The organism is Neobacillus vireti, from assembly GCF_036962465.1.
Lineage (GTDB): Bacteria > Bacillota > Bacilli > Bacillales > Cytobacillaceae > Neobacillus > Neobacillus vireti_B.
This window is the reverse complement of record NZ_JBALNF010000019.1, coordinates 347-24805: the sequence shown is the minus strand read 5'-3', so window position 1 is coordinate 24805 and position 24459 is coordinate 347. Positions and strand designations below refer to the sequence as shown.

The window sequence follows — 24459 nt, the reverse complement described above, 5'->3', positions numbered from 1 at the left end:
CCTTCGCTCCAGCTCTTTTGGTCCTCATGCTCCCTCTATGCGGACATCTTCGCCTTTGCGCCAGCTTTTTTTGTCTTCATGACTACTCCATGCGGACATTTTTGCCTTTGCTCCAGCTCTTTTGGTCCTCATGACACCTCCATGCGGACATTTTCGCCTTCGCTCCGGCTTTTTTTGTCCTCATGGCCTCTCCATTCGCACATATTTAGCCCAGCCCCACATCCACACATTTCCTCAAAAAAACACAATCAAAAATTATCCAACACTTTCCCATGAATATCCTCTAACCGATGCGGCGGGCAGACCATTAACTTTCCTTCAATCACCTTCTCATTAGCTTCATTCATCCCTGTGACACGAATCACCACCACATGGTCGGCCGGATTTACCTCAATCACCTCAAGCAGAAACTCAACCGTCCCATAATGATAAACCGGCTTAAGAAACTCAATCTCCTGTTTTAAAAGATGACTTCCTGGTCCCGGCAAATATTTAGATACGGCTGAAGTCATAATTCCTATCAGCATAATACTTGGGACAATTGGCTTTTCAAAGGGAGTTTGCGAAGCATAATCATGTTGAATGTAAAGGGGATTAGCATCATCCGTCAGCCCAAGATATAAAAGGAGATCCTTGTCTTCCATCTTTTCTGTTAATGATAACTTTTCACCAACACTTATCTCATCAATTCGGCGACCAAGCCTTCTTTTTTTTCCTAACAGCATCAAATCACACCTTTCTTGTAAGCGGTTACACATAAGATAGAGAAAATTCGGAGACCGACAGTGATCCCCGAATCCAGCTTTATTTAGATCAATACTTGCATTACATTGCGGACAGATTCGACTGATTTATCTAATGCAGCCTTTTCTTCGGCAGTTAAATCCAATTCAATGACCTTTTCAATCCCATTCGCTCCAAGGATTGTTGGTACGCCAAGATAAATACCTTCATAGCCAAACTCGCCTTCTAGATAGGCAATTGATGGTAATACACGGCGCTGATCTTTAAGAATCGCTTCACACATTTCAACTAAAGATGCAGCCGGCGCATAGTAAGCACTTCCATTTCCAAGAAGGTTAACAATTTCGCCTCCGCCCTTTCTCGTACGCTCAACAATTGCCTCTAAACGATCTTTAGGAATTAATGTTTCTAATGGAATACCACCAGCATAGGAGTACCGTACAAGTGGAACCATATCGTCACCATGACCCCCGAGAACAAAACCTGTAACATCCTTTACAGAAACGTTTAATTCTTGAGCAACAAAGGTACGGAACCGCGCAGTATCAAGAACACCAGATTGACCAATAACACGATTTTTAGGGAAACCAGATTCCTTGAATACCGTGTAAGTCATGGCATCAACTGGGTTAGTTAAGACTACAATGGTGCAGTTTGGAGAAAATTTGACGATCTCTTGGGTAACGCTTTTCATAACTTTTTGGTTTGTTTGCACTAAATCGTCACGGCTCATGCCTGGCTTACGTGCAATACCAGCTGTAATGACAACAATATCAGAATCACGTGTATCCTCATAGTTAGATGTACCAGTAATATTGGCATCAAAACCTTGAACCGGACTCGCTTCAAGCATATCTAACGCTTTACCTTTTGTAGGGTTTTCCATTGGAGCAATATCCACTAAAACGACATCACCAAGTTCTTTTTGAGCTAGTAAAAATGCTGTTGTTGCACCAGTAAAACCGCCGCCGATTACAGAAATCTTTTTACGTTTTAATGACATTTTAAGCTCTCCCTTTGAACGTATTAGTTTTTAAAGGCCTACATATAGGAAGGGGCTGTTAATAACAGCCCCTGTTCCTGATAAAAGCATTTAGAGAACAAGGTTCCTTAATAGTTCATGCCGCCTTTTACCAGCGTATGATTATTCCATGTTCTTGATAAGCTCGTCACCAAACTCTGATGTTTTTACTTCAGTTGCCCCATCCATTAAACGAGCAAAGTCGTAAGTTACAACTTTAGAAGCAATTGTTTTTTCAACTGATTTTATGACCATAGTTGCCGCTTCATTCCAGCCTAAGTGTTCAAGTAGTAACACACCGGATAAAATAACAGATGATGGATTTACTTTATCTAGACCTGCATATTTTGGTGCAGTACCGTGTGTTGCTTCAAAAATCGCATGACCAGTTTCATAGTTGATGTTAGCTCCTGGTGCGATACCAATACCGCCAACTTGAGCTGCAAGCGCATCAGAGATGTAGTCACCGTTTAAGTTTAATGTTGCAACGACATCAAACTCACGTGGACGAGTAAGGATTTGTTGTAAGAAAATATCAGCAATCGCATCTTTTACGATGATCTTGCCAGCAGCTTCAGCATCTGCTTGTGCTTTGTTCGCAGCATCTGAGCCTTGTTCTGCTTTAATGCGGTCATATTGTGCCCAAGTGAACACTTTATCTCCAAATTCTTTTTCTGCAAGAGCATAGCCCCAGTTTTTAAATGCACCTTCAGTGAACTTCATGATATTCCCTTTGTGTACAAGTGTAACTGACTTACGGCCTTCTTTAATGGCATAATTGATGGCTGCACGAACTAGACGATTTGTTCCCTCTTCAGAAACTGGCTTAATACCAATACCCGATGTTTCAGGGAATCTAATTTTGTTAACACCCATTTCATTTTGCAAGAAGTCGATAACCTTCTTTGCCGCATCAGTTCCTTTTTCATATTCAATACCGGCATAGATATCTTCAGTATTTTCACGGAAGATTACCATATCAGTATCTTCTGGACGCTTAACTGGTGAAGGAACACCTTCAAACCATCTTACTGGACGCAAGCATACAAACAAATCTAACTCTTGACGCAGCGCAACGTTTAATGAACGAATTCCACCGCCAACAGGAGTCGTTAATGGACCTTTGATTGCAATCAGATATTCATTGATTACATCAAGTGTTTCTTTAGGAAGCCACTCACCAGTTTGGTTAAATGCCTTTTCACCAGCTAGTACTTCCTTCCATACAATTTTACGCTCGCCTTTATAGGCCTTTTCTACAGCTGCATTTAAAACTCTCTCGGAAGCAGCCCAGATATCCGGTCCAATTCCGTCCCCTTCAATAAATGGAATAATAGGATTGTTTGGTACGTTTAATACACCGTTTGTAACTGAAATTTTTTCGCCTTGCATTAGTTGATCTCCCTCCTGGTATGTATAAACCTTTAACTTTGTTCGTGATCTATCAAAAGACTGAATCAAAGGTTAGAGTGAAAATCCTCTAACCTTTTATTAATTCAATTCTATTGAATCAATTTTTTGAAAAAAAGTAAAATATTAACCTCTTTGCTCCACTGGCACATATTTTTGCATGCCTGGGCCTGTATATTCGGCACGTGGACGAATCAAACGATTATTTTCATATTGTTCTAAGATATGAGCTAACCAGCCTGATACACGGCTTACCGCAAAGATTGGTGTCATTAAATCATGGTCAATTCCTAAGCTATGGTACACAGAAGCTGAATAAAAATCCACGTTTGGCGGTAATTTCTTTTCGCCTGTTACAATGGCTTCAATCTGAACAGACATATCGTACCAGTGTGGTTCCCCAGTCAACTCAGTCAATTTCTTGGACATTTCTTTTAAATGTTTTGCACGAGGGTCGCCTTTTCGATACACCCTGTGACCAAATCCCATAATTTTTTCTTTGTTTGCAAGTTTACCGCGAACGTATGGTTCAACATTTTCAAGAGTGTCAATTTCGGATAACATTTTCATTACCGCTTCGTTTGCACCGCCATGAAGTGGTCCTTTTAAGGCGCCAATGGCTGATGTAATACCTGAATAAACATCAGATAATGTTGCGACACACACACGGGCAGTAAAGGTAGATGCATTCAACTCATGATCTGCATGTAACACCAATGCTTTATTCATCGCTTCAACCGCAATAGGTTCCGGTTCTTTCCCAGTTAACATATATAAGAAATTAGCTGCAAAGCTTAAATCTTTTCGTGGTGCCACTGGTTCAAGTCCTTTTCTAATCCGGGCGAACGTGGTTACAATGGCAGGCATTTTCGCTTGCAGGCGAACTGCTTTTCGATAGTTGGCATCTTCGTCCATTATGTCTGCTTCGTCATCATACAAACCTAACAAGGAAACGGCTGAACGAAGGGCTGCCATTGGATGCACTTTTTTAATTGGATACATTTTAAAGTGCTCGATGACTTCCGTCGGCAGGGCTGAGTTTTCAGCTAACTGTCCCTTTAGCTCGGCTAACTCCCCTGCATTCGGTAATCTTCGATGCCATAATAAATAAATAACCTCTTCAAAACTAGCATTTACTGCCAAGTCATCAATGTCATAGCCAACATATGTCAGTGTGTCATCAATAATAGAGCTTATGGATGATGTTGTTGCCACTACCCCTTCAAGACCTCGTGTTACTGTCATAGAAAAATCTCTCCTCACATTCTGAATTTCCCCATCTTTCTAAAAAAACTGTCTGCTGACATTTACTCTTGAAAGATTTAGTCAGCTCATCATTTACTCTTATGCCGGATTAGAACGTTATATCTTTGATCTGGCAAAAATCTTATAACAACTGAAAGCCATTAATCAGTTTCAGTTGAGTTAAAAGCTTATTTATGGCGGTTGCCTTCGTCTAATGACGCCCTGCTTTTTCTTTTTATTCTTTTGACTGAGCGATTGCTCGGAATCAAGCCAAGAAAAGTGTATTCTTATCAATCATTAAAAAATAATTTACAAGTAATTCAATATTTATATATGGAATATGTAAATAAGGATACGCTTACAAGCTTATTATAAACAATTATCAGATTTTTGTGAATGAAAAGACACTCAAAAAATCAAAAAAATTATTATTTCACAAAAAATCTAGCTAAAAAATCCAAATACTTTCATCGCTGTATAGGCAATACCTGCACCAATCAGAGGTCCTACTGCTACACCTTTAAAAATGGAAACAGACAGAATTGTTCCAAGTACTAAAGCGGTTGTGATCTGCGGGTCATCTGCCAGCAGTTTAACGCCGCCCTTGGCAAGTAAGGCCACCAGCACCCCCGATATTAGAGCAACCCAAGCATATGGCGACTTAAAGGACGCTGTTAAATCTTTAAAGCCGATATCCCCGCTGGCAATTGGGGAAAGCACTGCTATGGTAATCAACGTTACCCCCCAGTTAATCCCTTTTGACTGTATAAAAGAAAAAGACTTCGCCTCTAAACCTCCCGCCTTCAATAAAAGCAGAACGGCAATAGCGATCATTAAAGAACTATTTTTTGCGATTAGTCCGATTACCAATAAAAGCAGGAGGAATAATAATGATTCGCTGAACATGGTATCACCAATCCTTTCCAAATTATCGTACCATACTATTTATTTACAGCCGATTTCGTTATTTATAATTTCTCTTTTTTAGAACTGAGTGAAACTTTTTCTCTGATGGTTCGTAATATGTTTAGAGAATAAATTTTTCTGGAAAATTATGCAGTTTCCATCTTAAAATGTTAAACTGAAATTACTCATTTATTCTAAAGGAGGGCTGCTTTTGGAGCTTAAATATATATACCGGACCATTCGATTTTTACTGGTCGCTGGTGGTGTGTTTTTGGCGTTGTATTTATTTTATTTCTTGTCAAAGGTCACCTATCCATTTTTAATAGGTCTAATCATCGCCTTTCTGATCAATCCCTTTGTCGACTTCCTTCAGAAAAAGGCAAAAATGCCTCGCGTACTTGCCGTTCTCATTGCTTTAATCGTGATATTTGCCTTATGTGCCGGTTTAATTACGCTGTTAGTCGCTGAGATAGTCTCTGGTGCAGCCTATTTGGCTACAGTAGTTCCGGAACATCTAGATACACTGATTAATTATCTAGAGGATTATTTTACTGCCCAGATTATTCCCTTATACAACCAATTAACAAGTGTGTTTAACAAGCTGGATGCGGGTCAACAGGACACAATCATTGGCAATATTCAAAATGTAGGAGCAAAAGTCGGCTCAACAGTTGGGACGTTTATTAAGAATCTTTTTGGTAATATACCAAATATTATTTCTTGGTTTCCGAATGCTGCAACTGTTCTCATTTTCTCTTTATTAGCCACCTTCTTTATCAGCAAGGATTGGTATCACCTGTCGGCAATGGGCGGTAAAATATTGCCGCAAAAAGCGAAAACAAGTGGAAAAACAGTTTTTGCAGACCTGAAGAAGGCATTATTTGGCTTTATTAAAGCACAGCTGACTCTCATTTCGATTACCACGGTCATTATTTTGATTGGTTTGCTCATTCTTAGAGTAGATTATGCCATAACGATTGCCTTAGCAACAGGAATTGTGGATATTATCCCTTACTTAGGTACAGGTGCTGTCTTTGTGCCATGGATTATTTATTCCTCTATTAGCGGTGATATGGGCTTGGCTATTGGTTTAGGTGTTCTCTACATAATCGTCCTTGTGCAGCGTCAGATCATGGAGCCGAAGATCCTTTCATCTAGTATCGGTCTCGATCCGTTAGCCACCCTTATAGCTTTATTCGCAGGCTTTAAATTAATAGGATTTCTAGGCTTAATTGTTGGTCCAGTTACCCTTGTAATTATCACTACTCTAAAAAGAGCAAATGTCTTCCATGATGTCTGGCTGTTTATCAAAGGCCGAGAAGCATAAGCAAAGTAAAGGATACAAAAAACGTCAGCCCCAAATGGATGCTGACGTTTTTTTCTTATCTAAAAATTATAGTACACTTGCATGTCCGTTATAGACAATTCCTCTAGTTGCATCAACTGTGATTTCTTGACCATCTCTAAATAGCTCAAGGGCACGATCAACACCAACAATGACCGGAATGCTTAAGTTAAGACCAACGACCGCTGCATGGCTGGTTAAACCACCTTCTTGCGTAATAATCGCAGCACACTTTTCAATAGCTGGCATCATATCACGGTCCGTTCCAATTGTTACAAGTATCGAACCTGGCTTTACTTTGTCCAATGCTTCTTTTGCATCATGGGCAACAACCACTTTACCGAATGTAGAACGGCGTCCAATTCCCTGCGCCTTGGTAATAACATCGCCAACCACATGGATCTTCATTAGGTTTGTTGTGCCTGCTTCCCCAACAGGTACGCCAGCAGTAATGACCACTAATTCACCATGTTTAACAATTCCGCTGTTTAAGCTTTCCTCTACTGCAGTATCGAGCATTTCGTCAGTAGTTGTTGAAGTTCTGCCAAGCTGTGGATAAACACCCCAAACAAGCTGTAAACGACGAACAATTTGTTCATTAGCAGTGACAGCTACAATGGAAGCTTTTGGACGATATTTAGAAATCATTCTAGCTGTATGGCCGCTCTCAGTTGGGGTAATAATCGATTTTACTTCGAGATTTAAAGCTGTATGTGCAACAGATTGACCGATTGCGTCCGTAAGATTGTGTTCTGTATCCTTGCTGCGGCTAGATAAGATTTCTTTATGATCTAAGGCTTGTTCAGCTCTTGAAGCAATATTATGCATGGTTTGTACGGCTTCTACCGGATATTGGCCTGCAGCTGTTTCACCGGAAAGCATAATGGCATCAGTACCATCAAAAATGGCATTGGCAACGTCACTTGCTTCTGCACGAGTTGGTCTAGGGTTACGCTGCATGGAATCAAGCATTTGCGTAGCAGTAATAACTGGCTTTCCAAGCGCATTACACTTTTTAATAAGCATTTTTTGTACAAGTGGTACTTCCTCTGCAGGAATTTCCACGCCCAGGTCACCACGTGCAACCATTAATCCGTCAGAAATTTCAAGAATTTCATCGATGTTATCTACGCCTTCTTGATTTTCAATTTTTGGAATGATTTGAATGTGGGTTCCATTATTTTCTTCCAACAGTTGACGAATTTCCAGTACATCTTTCGCACGGCGGACAAACGATGCTGCGATAAAATCAACGCCTTGCTCAATTCCAAATAAAATATCTTGGGTATCTTTTTCTGTAATTCCTGGTAAATTTACCGATACACCAGGAACGTTAACACCTTTTTTATTTTTTAATGTACCGCTGTTTAAAATTTTCGTATGAATTTCTTTTTCGGATTGATTGATGTCTGTAACTTCGAGACCGATTAATCCATCATCTAAAAGAATTCTAGAGCCTACATGAACATCTTCAATTAATCCAGGATATGTAACTGAAAATTTTTCTGTGGTTCCTTCTACTTCTGTCATGGAAATAATGATGTTTTTGCCAGCTTCAAGCTCAATTGCTCCGTTTTGCATGTTATTCGTACGAATTTCTGGGCCCTTTGTATCGAGCAGAATCGCTACCGTTTTGCCAGTTTGCTCCGAAGCTTCCCGGATGTTTTTAATTCGAGCCCCATGTTCTTCAAAATCACCATGAGAAAAATTTAATCGGGCAACATTCATACCCGCATTAATTAACTGTGTTAATTTTTCAATGGATTCACTTGCAGGTCCAATCGTACAAACAATTTTTGTTTTTCGTAGCATGCTTTTTTCCTCCTATTTTTAGAAAAGACAAACTCAATTCCTATATTGATAATTCCTTAGATAATTTAAATAAGTCAAGGTCGAGCGTATGCTTTTTCTCTAAGGCTTCAATTATATCGTAATCAACAAGCTTATTATTTTCGATTCCTACGGCACGTCCGCCTTTTCCTTCGATTAGCAATTCAACCGCACGTGCTCCTAGCCTGCTGGCTAACACTCGATCCGCTACGGTCGGTGATCCGCCTCGCTGAATATGTCCCAATACCGATACTCTTGTATCAAATTCGGTTGTTTCTTGAAGCTGGCGGGCAAATTCATAGCCACTGCATACTCCCTCGGCGACAACAATAATACTATGCTTTTTACCGCGTTCGTGACCACTGCGCAGTCTTTCAGCCACTTCTTTCATGTCATAGTTCTCTTCTGGAATTAAAATTGTTTCCGCTCCGCCTGCTAGTCCTGCCCATAATGCGATATCTCCAGCATTACGACCCATTACTTCAATCACAAATGTTCTTTCATGAGAAGTTGCTGTATCACGGATTTTATCAATCGCATCGATGACTGTATTAAGGGCCGTATCGAAGCCAATCGTTAATTCTGTTCCAGGGATGTCATTGTCAATCGTCCCAGGTACACCAACGCAAGGATATCCTTGCTGCGTTAAGGCTCTCGCGCCGCGGTAGGAACCGTCACCGCCGATAACAACTAGCCCTTCAATACCGTGTGCACGAAGTTGCTCAATTCCTTTTTGTTGGACTTCTGGGTTCGCAAATTCTGGAAGTCGCGCAGACTGAAGCATCGTACCACCACGATGAATAATATCACCAACAGAACCTAACTCAAGTTTTTTTATATTTCCACTAACTAATCCTGCATAACCACCGTAAATACCATAAACCTCAACATTATGAAAAATAGCTTTACGAACCACAGCACGAATAGCTGGATTCATTCCCGGAGAGTCTCCACCACTTGTTAAAACGCCAATCTTTTTCATGTTTATCACCCCAATAATCAATTTGAACCCGTATGTACACATCGTTAGTAAATGAATGTATTAAGCCTAAACTTCATAGTACTTTATTATTATTAACATAAAATCCTCGAATATTTATAAAATAACATGAACAAAACGCGTTAACAACCGATTCAGAGTAGTAATTATAATAGACGAAATAATTAGTAAATTGATAGCGCTTTATATCGGGTTGGAATCGTTATCATTAACATTTTTAGGGATTTTTCGTGAAAAATATGTGAACTCTAAAAAAAAAAAAATCGTGCCCATTGAGAGCACGATTCGTTAATTTACACTAATGTAATCTTCCGCAACTGTGTATTCACCAATGGTTCTAAACCTGTTATAACGGTCAGCTATTAATTCCTCTTCGGACCGTTTTAATAATTCCGCTAATGAAGCTTTTAGCATTTTCTCAATTTCCGCTGCCTGCTTTTTAACATCCTTCTGAGCTCCACCCTTAATCTCTGGAATAATATCATCAATAATTCCCAGTTCCTTTAGGTCAGGAGCGGTAATTCTCATTGTTTCCGCTGCATTTTTTGCAAGAGACGCATCCTTCCACAAAATAGCGGCTGCTCCTTCAGGAGATATAACAGAGTAAGTTGAATTTTCGAGCATATAAATGCGGTTTCCAACACCTAATGCCAGCGCACCACCGCTGCCGCCCTCTCCAATTACAACGCAAATAACCGGGACCCGCAGCCCCGCCATTTCAAATAGATTTCGAGCAATGGCTTCGCTCTGGCCTCGTTCTTCAGCAGCTTTCCCTGGATAGGCTCCCTTTGTATCAATAAAGCAAATAATCGGGCGGTTAAATTTATCTGCCTGCTTCATTAATCGCAATGCTTTTCGATAGCCTTCAGGATGTGGCATTCCAAAGTTCCTGCGGATATTTTCTTTCGTATCTTTCCCTCGCTGATGGCCGATAACGGTAACAGGTAACCCCTTAAACTTGGCTACACCACCAACAATGGCCTCATCATCGGCAAAGGTACGATCACCATGGCATTCAAAAAAGCCATCAAAAAGATAAGAAATATAATCAAGAGTGGTCGGGCGACTGGCAAGCCGAGCAATTTGAACCCTGTCCCACGGCTTAATATTTTCATATATGTCTTGCTCCAGCTTCTCAAGACGCGCCTCTAACTTTTTAATTTCTGAGCTTAAATCTACATCTGTTGTTTTAGTGAACTCTTTTAGTTCCGTAATTTTCTTTCTTAACTCCACAATCGGGCGTTCGAATTCTAATTCTCCTACCATTCGAGTTCACCTCCAGGCTGATGAATTTCTAATATATTGGTAATTTTTTCGACTAAGTCTTCTCGGGAAATAATGGCATCAAGCTGGCCATGTTTTAATAGGAATTCTGCCGTTTGAAAATCCTCCGGCAATTCCTCACGAATCGATTGTTCAATAACTCTCCGGCCAGCAAACGCAATTAATGCTCCTGGTTCAGCAAAGTTATAATCCCCCAAGGAGGCAAAGCTTGCAGAGACACCGCCTGTTGTCGGGTGAGTCATCATTGAGATAATAAGACCGCCATTATTACTAAATCTCTTTAAAGCAACACTAGTCTTTGCCATTTGCATCAAACTTAAGGCACCCTCTTGCATTCTTGCCCCGCCTGATGCTGTAAAAATAATAAATGGAAGCGACAACTCATCTGCTTTTTCAATGGCCCTGGTTATTTTTTCACCAACTACTGAACCCATACTTCCCATCCGGAATGAAGCATCCATTATGGCCAGAACAATCTTATGGCCGTTAACCGTCCCTATGCCGGTTACAACGGCTTCGTTTAAATTGCTTTTTTGCCGGTCTTTTTCCAGCTTTTCCAGATAATCCGGAAAATTAAGGGGATTCATTGAGACCATTTCCTCGTTTAATTCCACAAAACTTCCTTCATCAATAAAACTATCGATTCGTTCTTTTGCCGTCATTTGAAAATGAAAACCGCAATGCAGGCATACCTTTGCGTTTTTCACCAACTCTTTGGTATACATAATTTTCTTACATGAAGGACACTTAGACATAATTCCTTCTGGAACGTCACTCTTTGTTGTTTCTTTTGTTATGGTTGCATATTTTTTCTTTTTTGGTTGATTTTTTGTAAAAAGATCCTTAAGCGCCAAATTAAAACCTCCCTTGTGTAACGCGACCTGCCTATGGCAAGATTCTCCAATTATTGCTATTATAAAAGTCTTTCTATCCAGCCTCCACTTCATACCTAATCCATTTTAAGTGGTCTAACTGGAATTAAACTAAAAAATAGCCCTCCTAACAGGCTTGTATAACTTTCACTATAAAATAAACATAGTTCAAAATCTGTTAGTATTTGTCGGTAAAGTTTGACAAATTTCGAAGTTTTTTATACGCAGATAGTGTTTTTTCAAGATCCTTTTCAGCTATAGCGTTTAATAAATTAAGATAAAGTTCCCGTTTATAGATTAGATAATTTTCCTCTTGTGAATGATAATACTCTTTTAAAATAGACCATAATCGCAAGAATAAGTGGTTATCTGACAGCTCCATAAATTTCTGGAAAAATTCATCATCAGAGAAATGATCGGTGGCTTCAAACCAATCCTTAATCTTATTGATTTCCTGATTATCTGCTTTTTGGACTACTAAATGCAAGCAATCCATTTCAATATAATTTTTTGTTTCAAACACATCACGCTTAGCTTTTTGATCCTGCAAAATAAAAGTGCTAAGAAGTTGGACAAGCTGATGACCGCGAAAGTCTCTAATATAGGTTCCCTCGCCTCTTCTTGTCTCAATTAAACCAAGTAATTCTAACGCTCTGAGTGCTTCGCGAACGGAAGAGCGCCCGAAATTCAGGCGCTCCGACAATTCACGTTCAGATGGGATTTTATCGCCGGTCTTAAGACCGTCAATCGTAATCATTTCTCTTAATTGCTTCACAATCTCTAAATAAACTTTGGTATTCGTCACTTACGAATCACTCACTTTTACCAATGATTGCGAGCCTCTGAGTTCTTTCCTTTACATCCTGTGGATCAACTTTTAGACGGGCTACACCTGTTTCCATAGCTGCCTTGGCCACTGCAGCAGCAACATTTGGTGCTACTCTTGGGTCAAAGGGTGCTGGGATAACATAGTCTGCATGAAGTTCATCCTCGCTTATTAATCCAGCAATGGCCTCTACTGCTGCCACTTTCATTTTTTCATTTATATGGGTTGCTCGAACATCAAGGGCCCCGCGGAAAATTCCTGGAAATGCAAGGACATTGTTTACTTGGTTAGGAAAGTCAGAACGACCTGTCCCAACGACTTTTGCCCCCGCCGCTTTAGCTTCTTCCGGCATAATCTCTGGATCAGGATTCGCCATTGCAAAAATGATCGAGTCTGGGTTCATGGAAGCAACCATATCCTTGGTTAATGCTCCTGCAACCGATACTCCGATAAAGACATCTGCACCTTTAATCACATCAGCGAGACTTCCTTGTTGATTATCGCGGTTCGTAAATTTCGCTACTTCTGCTTTAACAGAATTCATTCCCTGCGGCCGGCCTTCATAAATTGCGCCTTTTGTATCACACATGATGATATCTCTGACTCCGTAGTTATATAACAACTTGATAATTGCAATCCCAGCAGCACCTGCTCCACTAGCAACTACCTTTATTTCAGTCATTTTCTTTCCAATAATTTTAAGGGCATTGACAAGTCCTGCTACAGTAACAATCGCAGTACCATGTTGGTCATCATGAAAAATGGGAATATTGGCTTCCCTTTTCAATCTTTCTTCAATCACAAAACAGTTAGGAGCGGCGATATCTTCAAGATTCACTCCCCCGAAGGTTGGCTCCAGCAACTTCACAGTTTCAACGATTTTATCAACGTCTGTTGTGTTTAAACAAATGGGAAAAGCATCCACTCCGGCAAAGCTTTTAAAAAGAACAGCTTTGCCCTCCATCACTGGAAGTGCTGCTTCAGGTCCAATATTACCTAACCCTAAAACAGCTGTACCGTCAGAAACAACGGCAACCATATTACCTTTCATGGTATAATCATAAACCGTTTCAGGTTTTTCATAGATGTCTTTACATGGCTCTGCCACACCTGGTGAATAGGCTAAACTTAAATCATGTGCATTTCGAACTGGAACTTTTGATTTTGACTCTAACTTTCCCTTATGAATTCGATGCATATGTAATGCTTCTTCACGTAAAGTCAAGAACTGTCACCCCTAAAAAATTATATAAAAATTAATAATACCCATTCACTTATTGCCCGCCATAGTGGTCAGACCACACCTGTCTCTTTACCACTATAACATATCTAGGGAAGTTGTAAAGAATTATTCCTTTAGGACCACGTTTTCTGAACCAAGGATATTTCTTAATTTCTGCAGTACATTTTGTTCAGGTTTCACCCTGTACTCATCACCTAACCTAAATGTTTTCCCGTTATCTTCATAGTGGACAATTACTGGGGCGTTTCCTTTATTATCTTTCAATAGCTGATTTATTTTTTTTAATGATGCTTCATCCTTCATACCAGCGGAAACTTTTAAATATAAAACAGCTTGCTTATTAGAATTGGTTTGTAACCAATTTTCTAAATCAAACACCTGCTGAATAATAAATTGCAATTGACCTTCTCTTTCTTCCAATTTACCTTCAAGAAGCACAAAGTTTCCTTGTTTCAATAGTACCTGAAACCTTTTATATACATTTGGAAATACAACAGCCTCCATCTCACCGCTTGAATCACTTATAGTTAAGAAGGCCATCGAGTCTCCTTTTTTTGTACGAATCGATTTCAGCGCTGATATATAGACTCCTGAGGCAGCCCTTTTTACTGCCGGGCTTAATTGATATAACAGCAAGGCACCACTTAATTTAAGCCTTTTTTCATAAATGGAGATGGGATGGTCCGATAAGTAGAAACCTAGCGCCTCTTTTTCAAAGGTCAATTTATTTTCAAGACTAATAGGATCCACTTGGACATATTTTGGCTTTGGTATCATGTCGTCTTCAAATAAGGCAAACTGTTCTTCGTCATCCGGTTTGAATATTTGTGCATGTTCAATCGCCACGTCCAAACTGGCTAAAAGAACAGCACGATCTTCGCCAAATTCATCAAACGCACCGGAATGAACTAGATATTCAAGTGTTTTTCGGTTTACTGCCTTAGAAGAAACTCTTATACAAAAGTCAAATAAGTCATCAAACCTCTTCCGTTTTCTTACCTTGAATACTTCCTTCAGGGCTGCAGCGCCGACATTTTTTATGGCTGCCAGGCTATAGCGGATACCGTTTCTTTCTGCCTGAAAGGAGTATTTGCTTTGATTGATCGATGGAGGGAGGACGTTGATCTCCTTTTGCCGCGTTTCCATGATATATTGAGCAATTTTGGTATCATTCCCAATCGCAGAAGTAAGAAGGCCCGCCATAAAATGAACTGGAAAATTAGCTTTTAAAAACGCTAGTTGGTAGGCAATCATACTATAGGCGACCGCATGACTCCTATTAAACCCATAGTTGGCAAATCGGACAATTAAATCGTATATTTCATTCGCAAGCCCTTCTGTATATCCTTTCTTTAACGCCCCTTGAACAAAGTGATAGCGCTCTTTGTCCAATACTTCTTTTTGTTTTTTCCCTACCGCGCGGCGTAATAAGTCTGCTTCACCAAGTGAAAATCCGGCCATTTTAGAGGCAATCTGCATGATTTGCTCTTGGTAAACAATGACTCCATAGGTATTCGCTAAGATGGATTCCAAATCAGGGTGCGGATAATCTACGGCCGCCCTGCCATGCTTCCTGTCGATATAGAGCGGAATGTTTTCCATTGGGCCAGGACGATATAAGGCATTAACTGCCACAATATCCTCAAAATGAGAGGGCTTTAATCGCGTCAGTACCTTTCTCATTCCCTCTGATTCAAGCTGAAATATACCTGTAGTTTCCCCCCTGGCAAGTAAGTCAAATGTGTTAGCGTCTTGCAGCGGTACCTGCCTTATGTCAACCTTCCTGCCTGTATCTCGATAAATAGAAGTTATAATCGTTTCAATTAGCGAAAGGTTTCTGAGACCGAGAAAGTCCATTTTCAGCAAGCCAATCTCCTCAAGATACTCCATTGAGTATTGGCTCAAGAAAACATCTCCGGACCCTCGTTGAATCGGGACTAATTCGACCAGTTGCTTCTCACTAATGACCACACCGGCAGCATGTGTGGAAGTATGGCGCGGCAGGCCTTCAATTTTCATAGCTGTTTCAAACAGTCTTTGATTTAGCGGAGTTTCCTTCACAAACTTTCTCAATGGTTCTGATTCTTTATAAGCAGCGTCCAGATTAATTCCTAAGCGGGACGGAACCAATTTTGATAAATACTCCAATTCTTTTGCATTTAAACCAAACGCCCGGCCTACATCTCTTAAAGCGGCTTTTGCTGCAAGTGTTCCAAAAGTAACAATTTGAGCAACATGCATTTCCCCGTACTTTTTAGCGACGTAATTGATCACCTCATCCCGGCGGTGATCAGGAAAATCTATGTCTATATCAGGCATCGATATCCGTTCAGGATTTAAAAAACGTTCAAATAATAACTCATGCTTAATCGGATCTACGTCTGTGATATACAGAACATACGCAACAAGCGAACCTGCCGCTGAACCTCGTCCTGGTCCGGTTAAAATACCATGCTCGCGTGCATATCTCATAAAATCCCAAACAATTAAAAAGTAGTTACTAAATTTCATCCGCTTAATTACGGCAAGTTCATAGGACAAACGGTCTAAATATTCCTTACTAGGGTTTGAGAACCGCTCATACAAACCCGTTTCGCATAAACGATCAAGAAACTCCTCTGCGGGAACACCATGCTCGGTTGGGAATGCCGGTAAAAAGGTTTTATTAAGTTCGATGTTTACAGTGCAACGTGCAGCGATGTTCAAGGAATTTTCTATGACCTGAGGATGTTCTGAAAAGCAATCAACCATTTCTTCGGCACTTTTTAAATAAAACTGGTCGCTATCTAGTTTTTCTCGATGCTCATCCTGAAGTTTATCGCCATTTTTAATCGCCAGTAAACATTCGTGCGCAAACGTATCTTCTTTTTCTAAATAATGGACTCTGTTTGTAGCTACCAGCGGAATGTTTTCTTGGCTAGCAATCGTAAGAAATTGTTTATATATCCTTTTTTCATCTTCTAGCTGGTGCTGCTGCACAGATAAAAAGAAGTTGCCGTTCCCGAAAATCTGAACCATTCTACGAATTAATCTTCGTGCATATTCCTCATTGCCTTTTAAAAGCGACTGTTCAATCTCCCCTTCTAAACCAGGAGAAATGGCGATAAGTCCTTGTGAATAAGATTTAAGCCATTTAAACGGTAGACCATTTTTAGACTTAGTTTGAACTGCACTCGATATTTTTAATAGGTTTTTAAATCCTTCTTCCGTTTCGGCAAGTAAAACAAGTGGATAGGCTTCATTTTCTGACCGTTCGCTTTCAACATCTACCGTTAGACCAATGATTGGTTTTATCTTATTTTTCTTACAGAGTTTATAAAATTCAATCGTTCCGTACATTACGTTTCGGTCCGTCAGAGCAAGGGCTTTGTACCCTTTTCTTTTGGCATTTTCGATTAAATCCGGGACAGATGCCGTGCTTGTCAACAAGCTATAGGCACTATACACATGAAGGTGAATAAAAGACATAATGTCACACCGTTCCTTAAAAAAATTTCATTAATTTAATTATAGAGCTTAACGAGAAAAAAGGAAAATATGTTCTGTTTTACAGAAAAGCGGAAGCGCCTTGAACAGGGGCGACAGGCATAAGACGAGCCGGCGAGAAGGCTGCTCTTTAGCCTTCTTGACGGATTGGCTTATGACCCCGAGCCCCTAGGCGCTGGAGCCAGACAACACGAAAAGCGGAAGCGCCCTGGTCAGCGGCGTATGGCCTGGAGCACTCCAGGAAACACGAAGAGCGCTAGCGATTCGATGTTGACTTATCGTAGGGCGGAGAGCGAAGGACACTAGCCGCTAGGGCGCTGGAGCCAGACAGCACGAAAAGCGGAAGCGCCTTGGGCAGCAGATAGACATCGCTTTATTTCGTGGCACTAACTCATATTCCAGAACCTTTGTCCATATACATGAATATAACAATTTGTAAGGGCGGTTTGCGCATGAAAGAGATTGGTTTTTTTCCGGCTTTTATTGAGGGCTACTTTATCGCGCTAGGAGTCGTGCTTGGCGGTTCCTTAATTGGGGGAATTGCTTCATTCTTAACAGGGCAGCCACCACTTACGACCGTCTACCGCTTATCCTCCGCACTAAGGATATGGGCAATTGTTTCGGCGATTGGCGGAACATTCGATGCCGTTTACACATTTGAAAGAGGCTTATTTAACGCGGATACAAAGGATCTTTTTAAACAACTCTTGCTCATCCTGTCTGCCTTAGGCGGTGCCCAAACAGGTGCGCTCATTATTAATTGGTTAACCCAGGAGCATATCTCGTCATGAGAGTACCGCAATTATACCGTAAACCCGGCTGGCAGCGCTTTTTTGCAGGAACCGCTGTTGGCGGAGCGATTAGCTGGTGTATCTTTCTATATATTTACGGTGTTTGGCAGGAAGAAAACACGGAGTTAATACGGAAGCAGCAACAGGAAATTGTTGACCTAAATAACGAGAAAAAGATTTGGCAGGATGAATATAAAGAAATCAATCGGCGCAATATTGAACAGCTTACAGTCCAGAAAATAAATATTAAAATCACAAACGCCGAAAAATATAAGCTAGACTCTTTGAGTGTTCTAGAAACAGAAGATTCGGTTCACGATGATATTAGTATGATGCTGGCCAAAGATATCGAGACAGTATATAAAAGTAAGGACTTACTCAAAAAAATTATTGAAAACAAACAAGTAAAAATTAATGATAAAAGATACAAGTTAAAAGTGAAAGAAATGGTTATCTATACAAACTTAACCATTCAATTAGAAATTCATTTTGAATAAGATAGGCTGCAGCGACTTAATTAGGCGCTGCAGCTAAATATACGGCCCTGAAAATGGGCCGTTTTCTTGCTTTAAGACTATTTGGAATATGCTTCGCAAACTTTCCCTAATTCCTTAACGACTTGTTCCACTTCGTCCCATGAATAAATCGTTGCACCTGAAGCAAGCGGATGTCCGCCTCCGTTAAATTTCCTAGCGACCACATTGATAACAGGCCCCTTAGAGCGGAGTCTTACCCGGATTTGGTTGTCTTCCTCAATGAAAAAGACCCACGCTTTGATCCCTTTCACATCCCCAAGTGATCCAACTAGTAAAGATGCTTCAGCCGGTCTCGCGTCATACTCTTTTAATAAATCCCTGGTAATCTTAACGGAAGCTACACCATTTGGCTGAAGGACAAAATTCTGCAGGATATAACCTTGTAATTTAATAATCTTAGGATCTAGCTCGTACATTCGGTCAAAAAGTTCAGTCCGTGAAAAATTGTAATGAATTAATTCACCTGCATAAGCAAATGTTTTCTCCGTTGAACTTGGGAACAAAAATCTCCCCGTATCTCCAACAATACCAGCAAACAATAGCCTTGCCGCTTCGTCATTCATTTTCAAGCCCGATTCTTTTCCCTTTAGATAAAAATCATAAATCATTTCACTGCAAGAACTAGCAGTGGTGTCGACCCACAATAAGTCCCCATACGGTTCCATGTTAGGATGGTGGTCGATTTTAATTAATTTATCACCCATCGTATAGCGCTGATCATCGATTCTTTCCTGATTGGCTGTATCACAAACAATCACTAATGCCCCTTTATAAACTTCATCCTCGATCACATCAAGCCTGCGCAGGAAATTCAGCGTTTCTTCTTCTTGACCTACGGCAAAGATTTTTTTCTCTGGAAAGGATTCCTTTAATATAGCGGTTAATCCACCTTGTGAACCGTATGCATCCGGGTCTGGACGGATATGACGGTGAACAATAACGGTTTCATATTGTTTAATCGCTGTTAAAATTTGCTCAATCATAACACTGCTCCTTATGTACCAATTATGGCTTTTTTTTTCAATCCACGATAAAATAGTAGATGATTTCAAGAATTTTGGAGGATTGAATAATGTTTGTACTCGTTGTATTGATTGTCGTTTTATTTGCTTTCTACTTATTTTATAAAACAAAATACTTTAGAAGCAACCGTCAGGTAGAAAAGAAATGGCTTTCCGCAAAATCAAATATTGCACTTGGCCTTTTTGTCTGCTTATTTGGCATTAATCATCTTGTTTTTATATCCGAGACTACCACATCATACATTATTGCATCCATCTTTACTATTTATGGTGCTTACTTTAGCTGGATTGGCTTCAAAAAATATAAGCACTACCTTCCGTTTGCCATTGAAGAGGCTAACAGTCTTGAAGCCCAAAAATAAGTTGAGCCGCTTCTCAAAGGGAAGCGGCTTTCTTTTTATTTATTTAAGGTATTAATTCCGATCGATTAACTGACACATCATCATCGCTTTGCCCACTAACACACTTTCATTAAAAACCTCTACATCTACTTTTCCAAACTTACGGCCAACTTCCAGTACTTTTGGAATAATTTCTAAAGTACTTTCCATTTGAACCGGTTTTAGAAAGTAAATAGTCATATTCTCTACAACCAAATCACCTTTTTTGTAACTGCGCAAGATCCGATTTGCCGCTTCAGACACAATTGTGGTAAATACCCCGTATGAAATCGTTCCAAGATGATTAGTCATTTGAGGTGTTACTTCACAGGAGTAAACTTCTTCCCCTTTAGCTTTCCCTTGGACTAAAGCCATTTGGTTGGTAATGATATCGTCAATTGTTTCACCAACCTGCGGCTGGCGTTGATTCATTTGCAGCGCCTTTAATACATCCTGACGACTGATAATTCCCTCAAGACGATTGGAATCGTCTGTAACGGGCAAGACCTCTATCCCTTCCCAAACCATTGTATGGGCTGTTGAGGCGACACTTGTTTTTCCGTTCACCGTCATTGGATTTTTTGTCATGATCTTATCAATCGACGTATCTAAATCTTGACCTAGTATATCTTTACTCGTGACCATTCCTTGAATTTTCATATTTTGGTCGACAACAGGGTAGCGGCTATGAGTAGTTTTTTGATTTAACTCATGCCACTTGGAAACCTTATCTGAAGTTTTGAGATAATAGGTTTCATCAAGCGATGTTAAAATGTCTTCTACTAGAATGATTTCTTTTTTGATTAATTGGTCATAAATGGCCCGGTTAATCATCGTTGCTACCGTGAAGGTATCATAACTAGTTGAAATGACCGGTAATTCCAATTTATCGGCCAGCTTTTTCACATGCTCTTCACAATCAAATCCCCCAGTAATTAAAACAGCGGCTCCTTCTTTTAAGGCAAGCTCATGTGCCTGTGTCCGGTTTCCGACAATGAGGAGATTACCAGCCTCTGTATAGCGCATCATGGCTTCTAATTTCATCGCACCAATGACGAACTTATTAAGGGTTTTATGCAAACCAGTTCTTCCGCCTAATACCTGCCCGTCCACAATATTTACGACTTCGGCAAAGGTAAGCTTTTCGATATTTTCTTTCTTTTTTCGTTCAATCCGTATCGTGCCAACCCGTTCGATCGTGCTGACATATCCTTTATTTTCAGCTTCTTTTATCGCTCTGTAGGCTGTTCCTTCACTTACGGTCATCGCCTTGGCGATTTGCCGCACTGATATTTTTTCCCCAATTGGAAGTCCATCAATGTATTGCAAAATTTGTTCATGCTTAGTAGCCAAGACCTTCACCCTTTATTGTTTGAATTCCAATTCATCCAGTCTAAAACCGGAATTATGTCTATTTCCCATTATAGAGTGTTAAAAGTCTTGATTCAATGCGGTTTCTCACAATTTATCATGCAAAAAGCGCCTTTTTTGAGGCGCTGCTTGCTGGGAGCTTTGAAAACTCCATAGAAATTATTGAAGGATTAATGGTAGGAACGGGACTTTTTCTTTACACGTCCTGACTGCATTTTTCGCATCGATCTCTTTGGACTATAAAGGATACCTGTTAGATTTCCTGCAATCACAACTAATGCAAAAGCCAGCCATGTTAAGGAAAAAATTCCTTGTGTGTTGTCAAAGTTAATTGACAATCTAGGTACTGCAAAATAGAGCATAAAGGCCGCAAGCAATAAGCAAAGTAAATATCGGTTCTTTTTCATTTTCATTTCCTCCCTAAAAGACTGCTTGTTTCATTTTTATGCTAGAGGAAGGAAAAAAAGTATGTGAAAACCTAAAGAACAATTAAATTTCTAATGCCTCACCCGGTGCCAGTACGAATCCATTTTTATTTGGAAGCATTTCAATAAATTGATTCGGGTCTTGTTTAATTGGCGGGAAGGTATTGTAATGGATAGGAACCACTGTCTTAGCTCTTAACAATTCGGCCGCATAGGCAGCATCCTCTGGACCCATTGTATAGTTATCACCTATTGGCAGGAAGGCAAGGTCGATTGGATGACGATCGCCAATTAATTTCATATCGGAGAAAAGTGCTGTATCACCTGCATGGTAAATGGTTTTCCCTTCACTCATAAACAAGATTCCAGCAGGCATTCCGCAATACACGATTTGATTATCATTTGTGGTATAGCTTGAGCCATGGAAGGCCTGCGTCAGCTTTATTCTGCCAAACTCAAATTGATAAGAACCTCCGATATGCATACCATGTGTTTTTACACCCTGCCAGCTTAAGAACGTTGATAATTCATCCGTTGCCACTACAAGCGCGTCATTCCTTTTGGCCAGTTCTACAGTGTCTCCTACATGGTCATTATGGCCATGTGATAATATAATTACGTCGACTTTTACATCTTGCGCCTTTAAGTCCGTTAAGGAATTGCCTGTAATGAACGGGTCAATGATGATATTTTTTCCTTCTGTACTAATTTGAACAACTGAATGCCCATGATAAGATACTCTCATTCTTACCTACTCCTTTTTATTTATAGGCTGTGTTAATCTTGAATGTTGATTTCCGCCCAGGCGACTTCGCTCCAATCAACAGGCTAAAAAACAACAATAACCTTTAACACAACCTATTTATTAGAATTGTCCAGCTCGGTGCCCAGCGTCTAAAAGGGCACTTCCGCTTTTCTAAGTATTTCCCTAAGAAATTAGGAATTCCTTCTTACTTTATACCCATAACTGCTTCTTTTTAGAGCATGATAAGGTATGATAGTTTACATTCACCTATAATCTTGTTACGCTCAGGTTGGAATTGATATTTAACAAGGGGGTCCCCTAACATGAATCAACGATTAGTAAAGCTTCAAACTTGGATGAAGGAAAATGAAATTGAAGTCAGTTTTTTGACCTCTTCAGAAAATGTATTTTATTTAAGCGGCTATTTTACTGACCCGCATGAAAGACTTCTTGCACTTGCAGTATTCCAAGAAGAGGAGCCATTTTTGGTTTGCCCTTCGATGGAAGTACATGATGCAAAACGTTCTGGCTGGGCCCATGATATCATTGGTTACAGTGATATTGAAAATCCGTGGGATCTGATACTAAACTCAATCAATAAAAGAATCGATAAAGTTTCGAAGGCTGCTATTGAAAAAGAACATATGAACGTTGAGCGCTATGAACGGCTTTTACAATTGTTTCCGCACGCTTCGTTCGTATCTGCAGAAGAAAAATTACGGATGCTTCGCATGATTAAGGATGCAAAAGAATTAAAAATCATTGAAGAAGCTTGTGCGCTGGCAGATTACGCTGTTCAGTTCGGCGCTAGTGAAATAAAAGAAGGAAAAACAGAACTCGATGTACTAAATGCATTGGAGTACGCACTTAAACAAAAGGGCGTAACCGAAATGTCGTTTTCAACCATGGTTCTAACAGGTGCCAATGCAGCCTCTCCTCATGGTATACCAGGAGGAACTAAAATTAAAAAAGGCGATCTCGTCTTGTTTGATTTAGGTGTTGTAGTTGACCGGTATTGCTCCGATATTACAAGAACGGTTGCGTATGGGGATATTAACGATAAACAAAAAGAAATTTATGATACGGTCTTGAAAGCCCAACTCGCTGCGATTGATGCTAGTAAACCCGGAGTGAGCGCTGCAGAAGTGGACCTTACCGCCCGACGAATTATTTCAGATGCCGGTTACGGGGAGTTTTTCCCACACCGCTTAGGGCATGGTCTTGGGATTAGTGTCCATGAATACCCTTCATTAACAGAGACCAATCAGTTGATAATCGAAGAAGGAATGGTTTATACAATTGAACCTGGTATCTATGTACCAGAGGTTGCTGGAGTCCGGATTGAGGATGATGTGTATATTACGGCAGGTGGGGCAAAAGTATTAACTAATTTCCCAAAAGAGCTGCAAATTATTAAATAAAATTTGGGACCTTTTTACATTGAACTCTGCTAAGATTTGATGTATTATAACAATACAAGCTGCGTTGTACGTAATCATAATAAAGTTTTAACCTTTAAGCTGTAAAAGGGAGTTTAACTATCGAAGCGGAAATGACATGCCTCTGTCTATAGGACATGGAGGACACGCAGGAACGTTTCTGAGAACACCCACTTTGAGGAGTGGTGGTTTAAAACTTTCTTATATCTCTACGGCAAATGCGGCTACATAATTGTTTTATTAAACCAGCTTTCTAGTGAAGCTGGTTTTCCTATGTAAAAGGAAGAGGCCCCGCGCCTCTTCTTTTTTATTGCTAATAATAGTAAGGATATGGGTAAAATGGGTAATATGGATATGGGTAACCGTAATAAGGGTATCCATATCCATATAAATATGGTGCTGTTAATAAGGCACCTGCTGCCAAGCCTCCTAAAAACGGCAGTCCAAAACCTCCAAATCCCCATCCCCAAGGTCTGCCAAAGCCAAAACCGAATGGTCTGCCAAAACCGAAACCAAATGGTCTGCCAAAGCCAAAACC

General features: G+C 40.1%; 22 protein-coding genes and 1 other RNA gene. 6 read left to right on the top strand and 17 right to left on the bottom strand.

All coding sequences use genetic code 11. From position 1 onward, the window contains the following. Window positions 1-248 precede the first annotated feature (248 nt). From V7077_RS08515 to V7077_RS08495, 5 genes are all read right to left on the bottom strand, one after another. Window positions 249-725 (bottom strand): MaoC/PaaZ C-terminal domain-containing protein, encoded by a 477-nt coding sequence (locus tag V7077_RS08515; protein WP_335500388.1) that lies wholly within the window; start codon window positions 723-725, stop codon window positions 249-251. Between the two features lie 83 nt (window positions 726-808). After that, window positions 809-1747: a malate dehydrogenase gene (mdh, locus tag V7077_RS08510; protein ID WP_335500386.1), complete on the bottom strand. Its 939-nt coding sequence runs from the start codon at window positions 1745-1747 to the stop codon at window positions 809-811. Window positions 1748-1888: 141 nt separating this feature from the next. Then, the gene (gene icd, locus V7077_RS08505) at window positions 1889-3157 is read right to left on the bottom strand and encodes an NADP-dependent isocitrate dehydrogenase (protein ID WP_335500384.1); all 1269 of its coding nucleotides are present in this window, start codon (window positions 3155-3157) and stop codon (window positions 1889-1891) included. Between the two features lie 144 nt (window positions 3158-3301). Further along, window positions 3302-4420 carry a citrate synthase gene (gene citZ / locus V7077_RS08500; protein ID WP_335500383.1) on the bottom strand — a complete coding sequence of 373 codons (1119 nt, stop codon included), beginning with the start codon at window positions 4418-4420 and terminating at the stop codon, window positions 3302-3304. A gap of 444 nt (window positions 4421-4864) precedes the next feature. Further along, entirely contained in the window at window positions 4865-5326 is a 462-nt protein-coding gene (locus tag V7077_RS08495; RefSeq protein ID WP_335500381.1) for a DUF441 domain-containing protein, read from the bottom strand. A 211-nt stretch (window positions 5327-5537) separates the two neighbouring features. Here V7077_RS08495 and ytvI point away from each other — a divergent pair, with 211 nt between their 5' ends. Beyond that, entirely contained in the window at window positions 5538-6653 is a 1116-nt protein-coding gene (gene ytvI / locus V7077_RS08490; RefSeq protein ID WP_335500380.1) for a sporulation integral membrane protein YtvI, read from the top strand. Window positions 6654-6719: 66 nt separating this feature from the next. On the opposite strand, the gene pyk is transcribed toward ytvI, so the two are convergent. The 7 genes from pyk to dnaE all read right to left on the bottom strand — a co-directional run bounded on the left by pyk (window position 6720) and on the right by dnaE (window position 17194). Beyond that, window positions 6720-8483 (bottom strand): pyruvate kinase, encoded by a 1764-nt coding sequence (pyk, locus tag V7077_RS08485; protein ID WP_335500378.1) that lies wholly within the window; start codon window positions 8481-8483, stop codon window positions 6720-6722. 40 nt (window positions 8484-8523) lie between these two features. Next, a complete protein-coding gene (gene pfkA / locus V7077_RS08480; RefSeq protein ID WP_335500376.1) occupies window positions 8524-9483 on the bottom strand; it encodes a 6-phosphofructokinase in 960 nt (319 codons plus the stop codon). 306 nt (window positions 9484-9789) lie between these two features. After that, window positions 9790-10767, bottom strand: a complete 978-nt coding sequence (accA, locus tag V7077_RS08475; protein WP_335500373.1) for an acetyl-CoA carboxylase carboxyl transferase subunit alpha — start codon at window positions 10765-10767, stop codon at window positions 9790-9792. Next, complete coding sequence (gene accD / locus V7077_RS08470) at window positions 10761-11639, bottom strand: acetyl-CoA carboxylase, carboxyltransferase subunit beta (protein WP_335500371.1); 879 nt, start codon at window positions 11637-11639, stop codon at window positions 10761-10763. The genes accA and accD overlap by 7 nt, the downstream gene beginning before the upstream one ends. Before the next feature lie 196 nt (window positions 11640-11835). After that, the gene (locus V7077_RS08465; RefSeq protein ID WP_335500369.1) at window positions 11836-12462 is read right to left on the bottom strand and encodes a FadR/GntR family transcriptional regulator; all 627 of its coding nucleotides are present in this window, start codon (window positions 12460-12462) and stop codon (window positions 11836-11838) included. Between the two features lie 7 nt (window positions 12463-12469). Then, entirely contained in the window at window positions 12470-13708 is a 1239-nt protein-coding gene (locus tag V7077_RS08460) for an NAD(P)-dependent malic enzyme (RefSeq protein WP_335500367.1), read from the bottom strand. A gap of 123 nt (window positions 13709-13831) precedes the next feature. Then, entirely contained in the window at window positions 13832-17194 is a 3363-nt protein-coding gene (gene dnaE / locus V7077_RS08455) for a DNA polymerase III subunit alpha (RefSeq protein WP_335500365.1), read from the bottom strand. 470 nt (window positions 17195-17664) lie between these two features. Here dnaE and V7077_RS08450 point away from each other — a divergent pair, with 470 nt between their 5' ends. Further along, window positions 17665-18003, top strand: coding sequence for a YtrH family sporulation protein (locus V7077_RS08450; protein ID WP_098532796.1), 339 nt, complete (start codon window positions 17665-17667; stop codon window positions 18001-18003). Beyond that, entirely contained in the window at window positions 18000-18500 is a 501-nt protein-coding gene (gene ytrI / locus V7077_RS08445; RefSeq protein WP_215044098.1) for a sporulation membrane protein YtrI, read from the top strand. Before V7077_RS08450 ends, ytrI begins: the two co-directional genes overlap by 4 nt. Window positions 18501-18577: 77 nt before the next feature. On the opposite strand, the gene V7077_RS08440 is transcribed toward ytrI, so the two are convergent. Further along, window positions 18578-19522 carry a DHH family phosphoesterase gene (locus tag V7077_RS08440; RefSeq protein ID WP_335500363.1) on the bottom strand — a complete coding sequence of 315 codons (945 nt, stop codon included), beginning with the start codon at window positions 19520-19522 and terminating at the stop codon, window positions 18578-18580. A gap of 89 nt (window positions 19523-19611) precedes the next feature. Here V7077_RS08440 and V7077_RS08435 point away from each other — a divergent pair, with 89 nt between their 5' ends. Next, window positions 19612-19923: a YtpI family protein gene (locus V7077_RS08435; protein WP_335500362.1), complete on the top strand. Its 312-nt coding sequence runs from the start codon at window positions 19612-19614 to the stop codon at window positions 19921-19923. Window positions 19924-19974: 51 nt separating this feature from the next. Here the strand turns inward: V7077_RS08435 and V7077_RS08430 are convergent, their stop codons facing one another. The 3 genes from V7077_RS08430 to V7077_RS08420 form a co-directional block, all read right to left on the bottom strand. Beyond that, window positions 19975-21294 (bottom strand): CBS domain-containing protein, encoded by a 1320-nt coding sequence (locus V7077_RS08430; RefSeq protein ID WP_335500360.1) that lies wholly within the window; start codon window positions 21292-21294, stop codon window positions 19975-19977. Between the two features lie 188 nt (window positions 21295-21482). Beyond that, the gene (locus V7077_RS08425) at window positions 21483-21719 is read right to left on the bottom strand and encodes a hypothetical protein (protein WP_335500358.1); all 237 of its coding nucleotides are present in this window, start codon (window positions 21717-21719) and stop codon (window positions 21483-21485) included. An 82-nt stretch (window positions 21720-21801) separates the two neighbouring features. Then, window positions 21802-22482: a metal-dependent hydrolase gene (locus tag V7077_RS08420; RefSeq protein WP_335500356.1), complete on the bottom strand. Its 681-nt coding sequence runs from the start codon at window positions 22480-22482 to the stop codon at window positions 21802-21804. A 323-nt stretch (window positions 22483-22805) separates the two neighbouring features. Between V7077_RS08420 and V7077_RS08415 the strand changes: the two genes are divergently transcribed. Both V7077_RS08415 and ssrS read left to right on the top strand, forming a co-directional pair. Beyond that, on the top strand, window positions 22806-23903 hold the full coding sequence (locus V7077_RS08415) for a M24 family metallopeptidase (protein WP_335500353.1): 1098 nt from the start codon (window positions 22806-22808) through the stop codon (window positions 23901-23903). Between the two features lie 53 nt (window positions 23904-23956). Beyond that, window positions 23957-24152: non-coding RNA, 6S RNA (gene ssrS / locus V7077_RS08410), on the top strand. A gap of 82 nt (window positions 24153-24234) precedes the next feature. On the opposite strand, the gene V7077_RS08405 is transcribed toward ssrS, so the two are convergent. Further along, window positions 24235-24459: hypothetical protein (locus tag V7077_RS08405; protein ID WP_335500351.1), on the bottom strand; the 225-nt coding region annotated here is incomplete at its 5' end.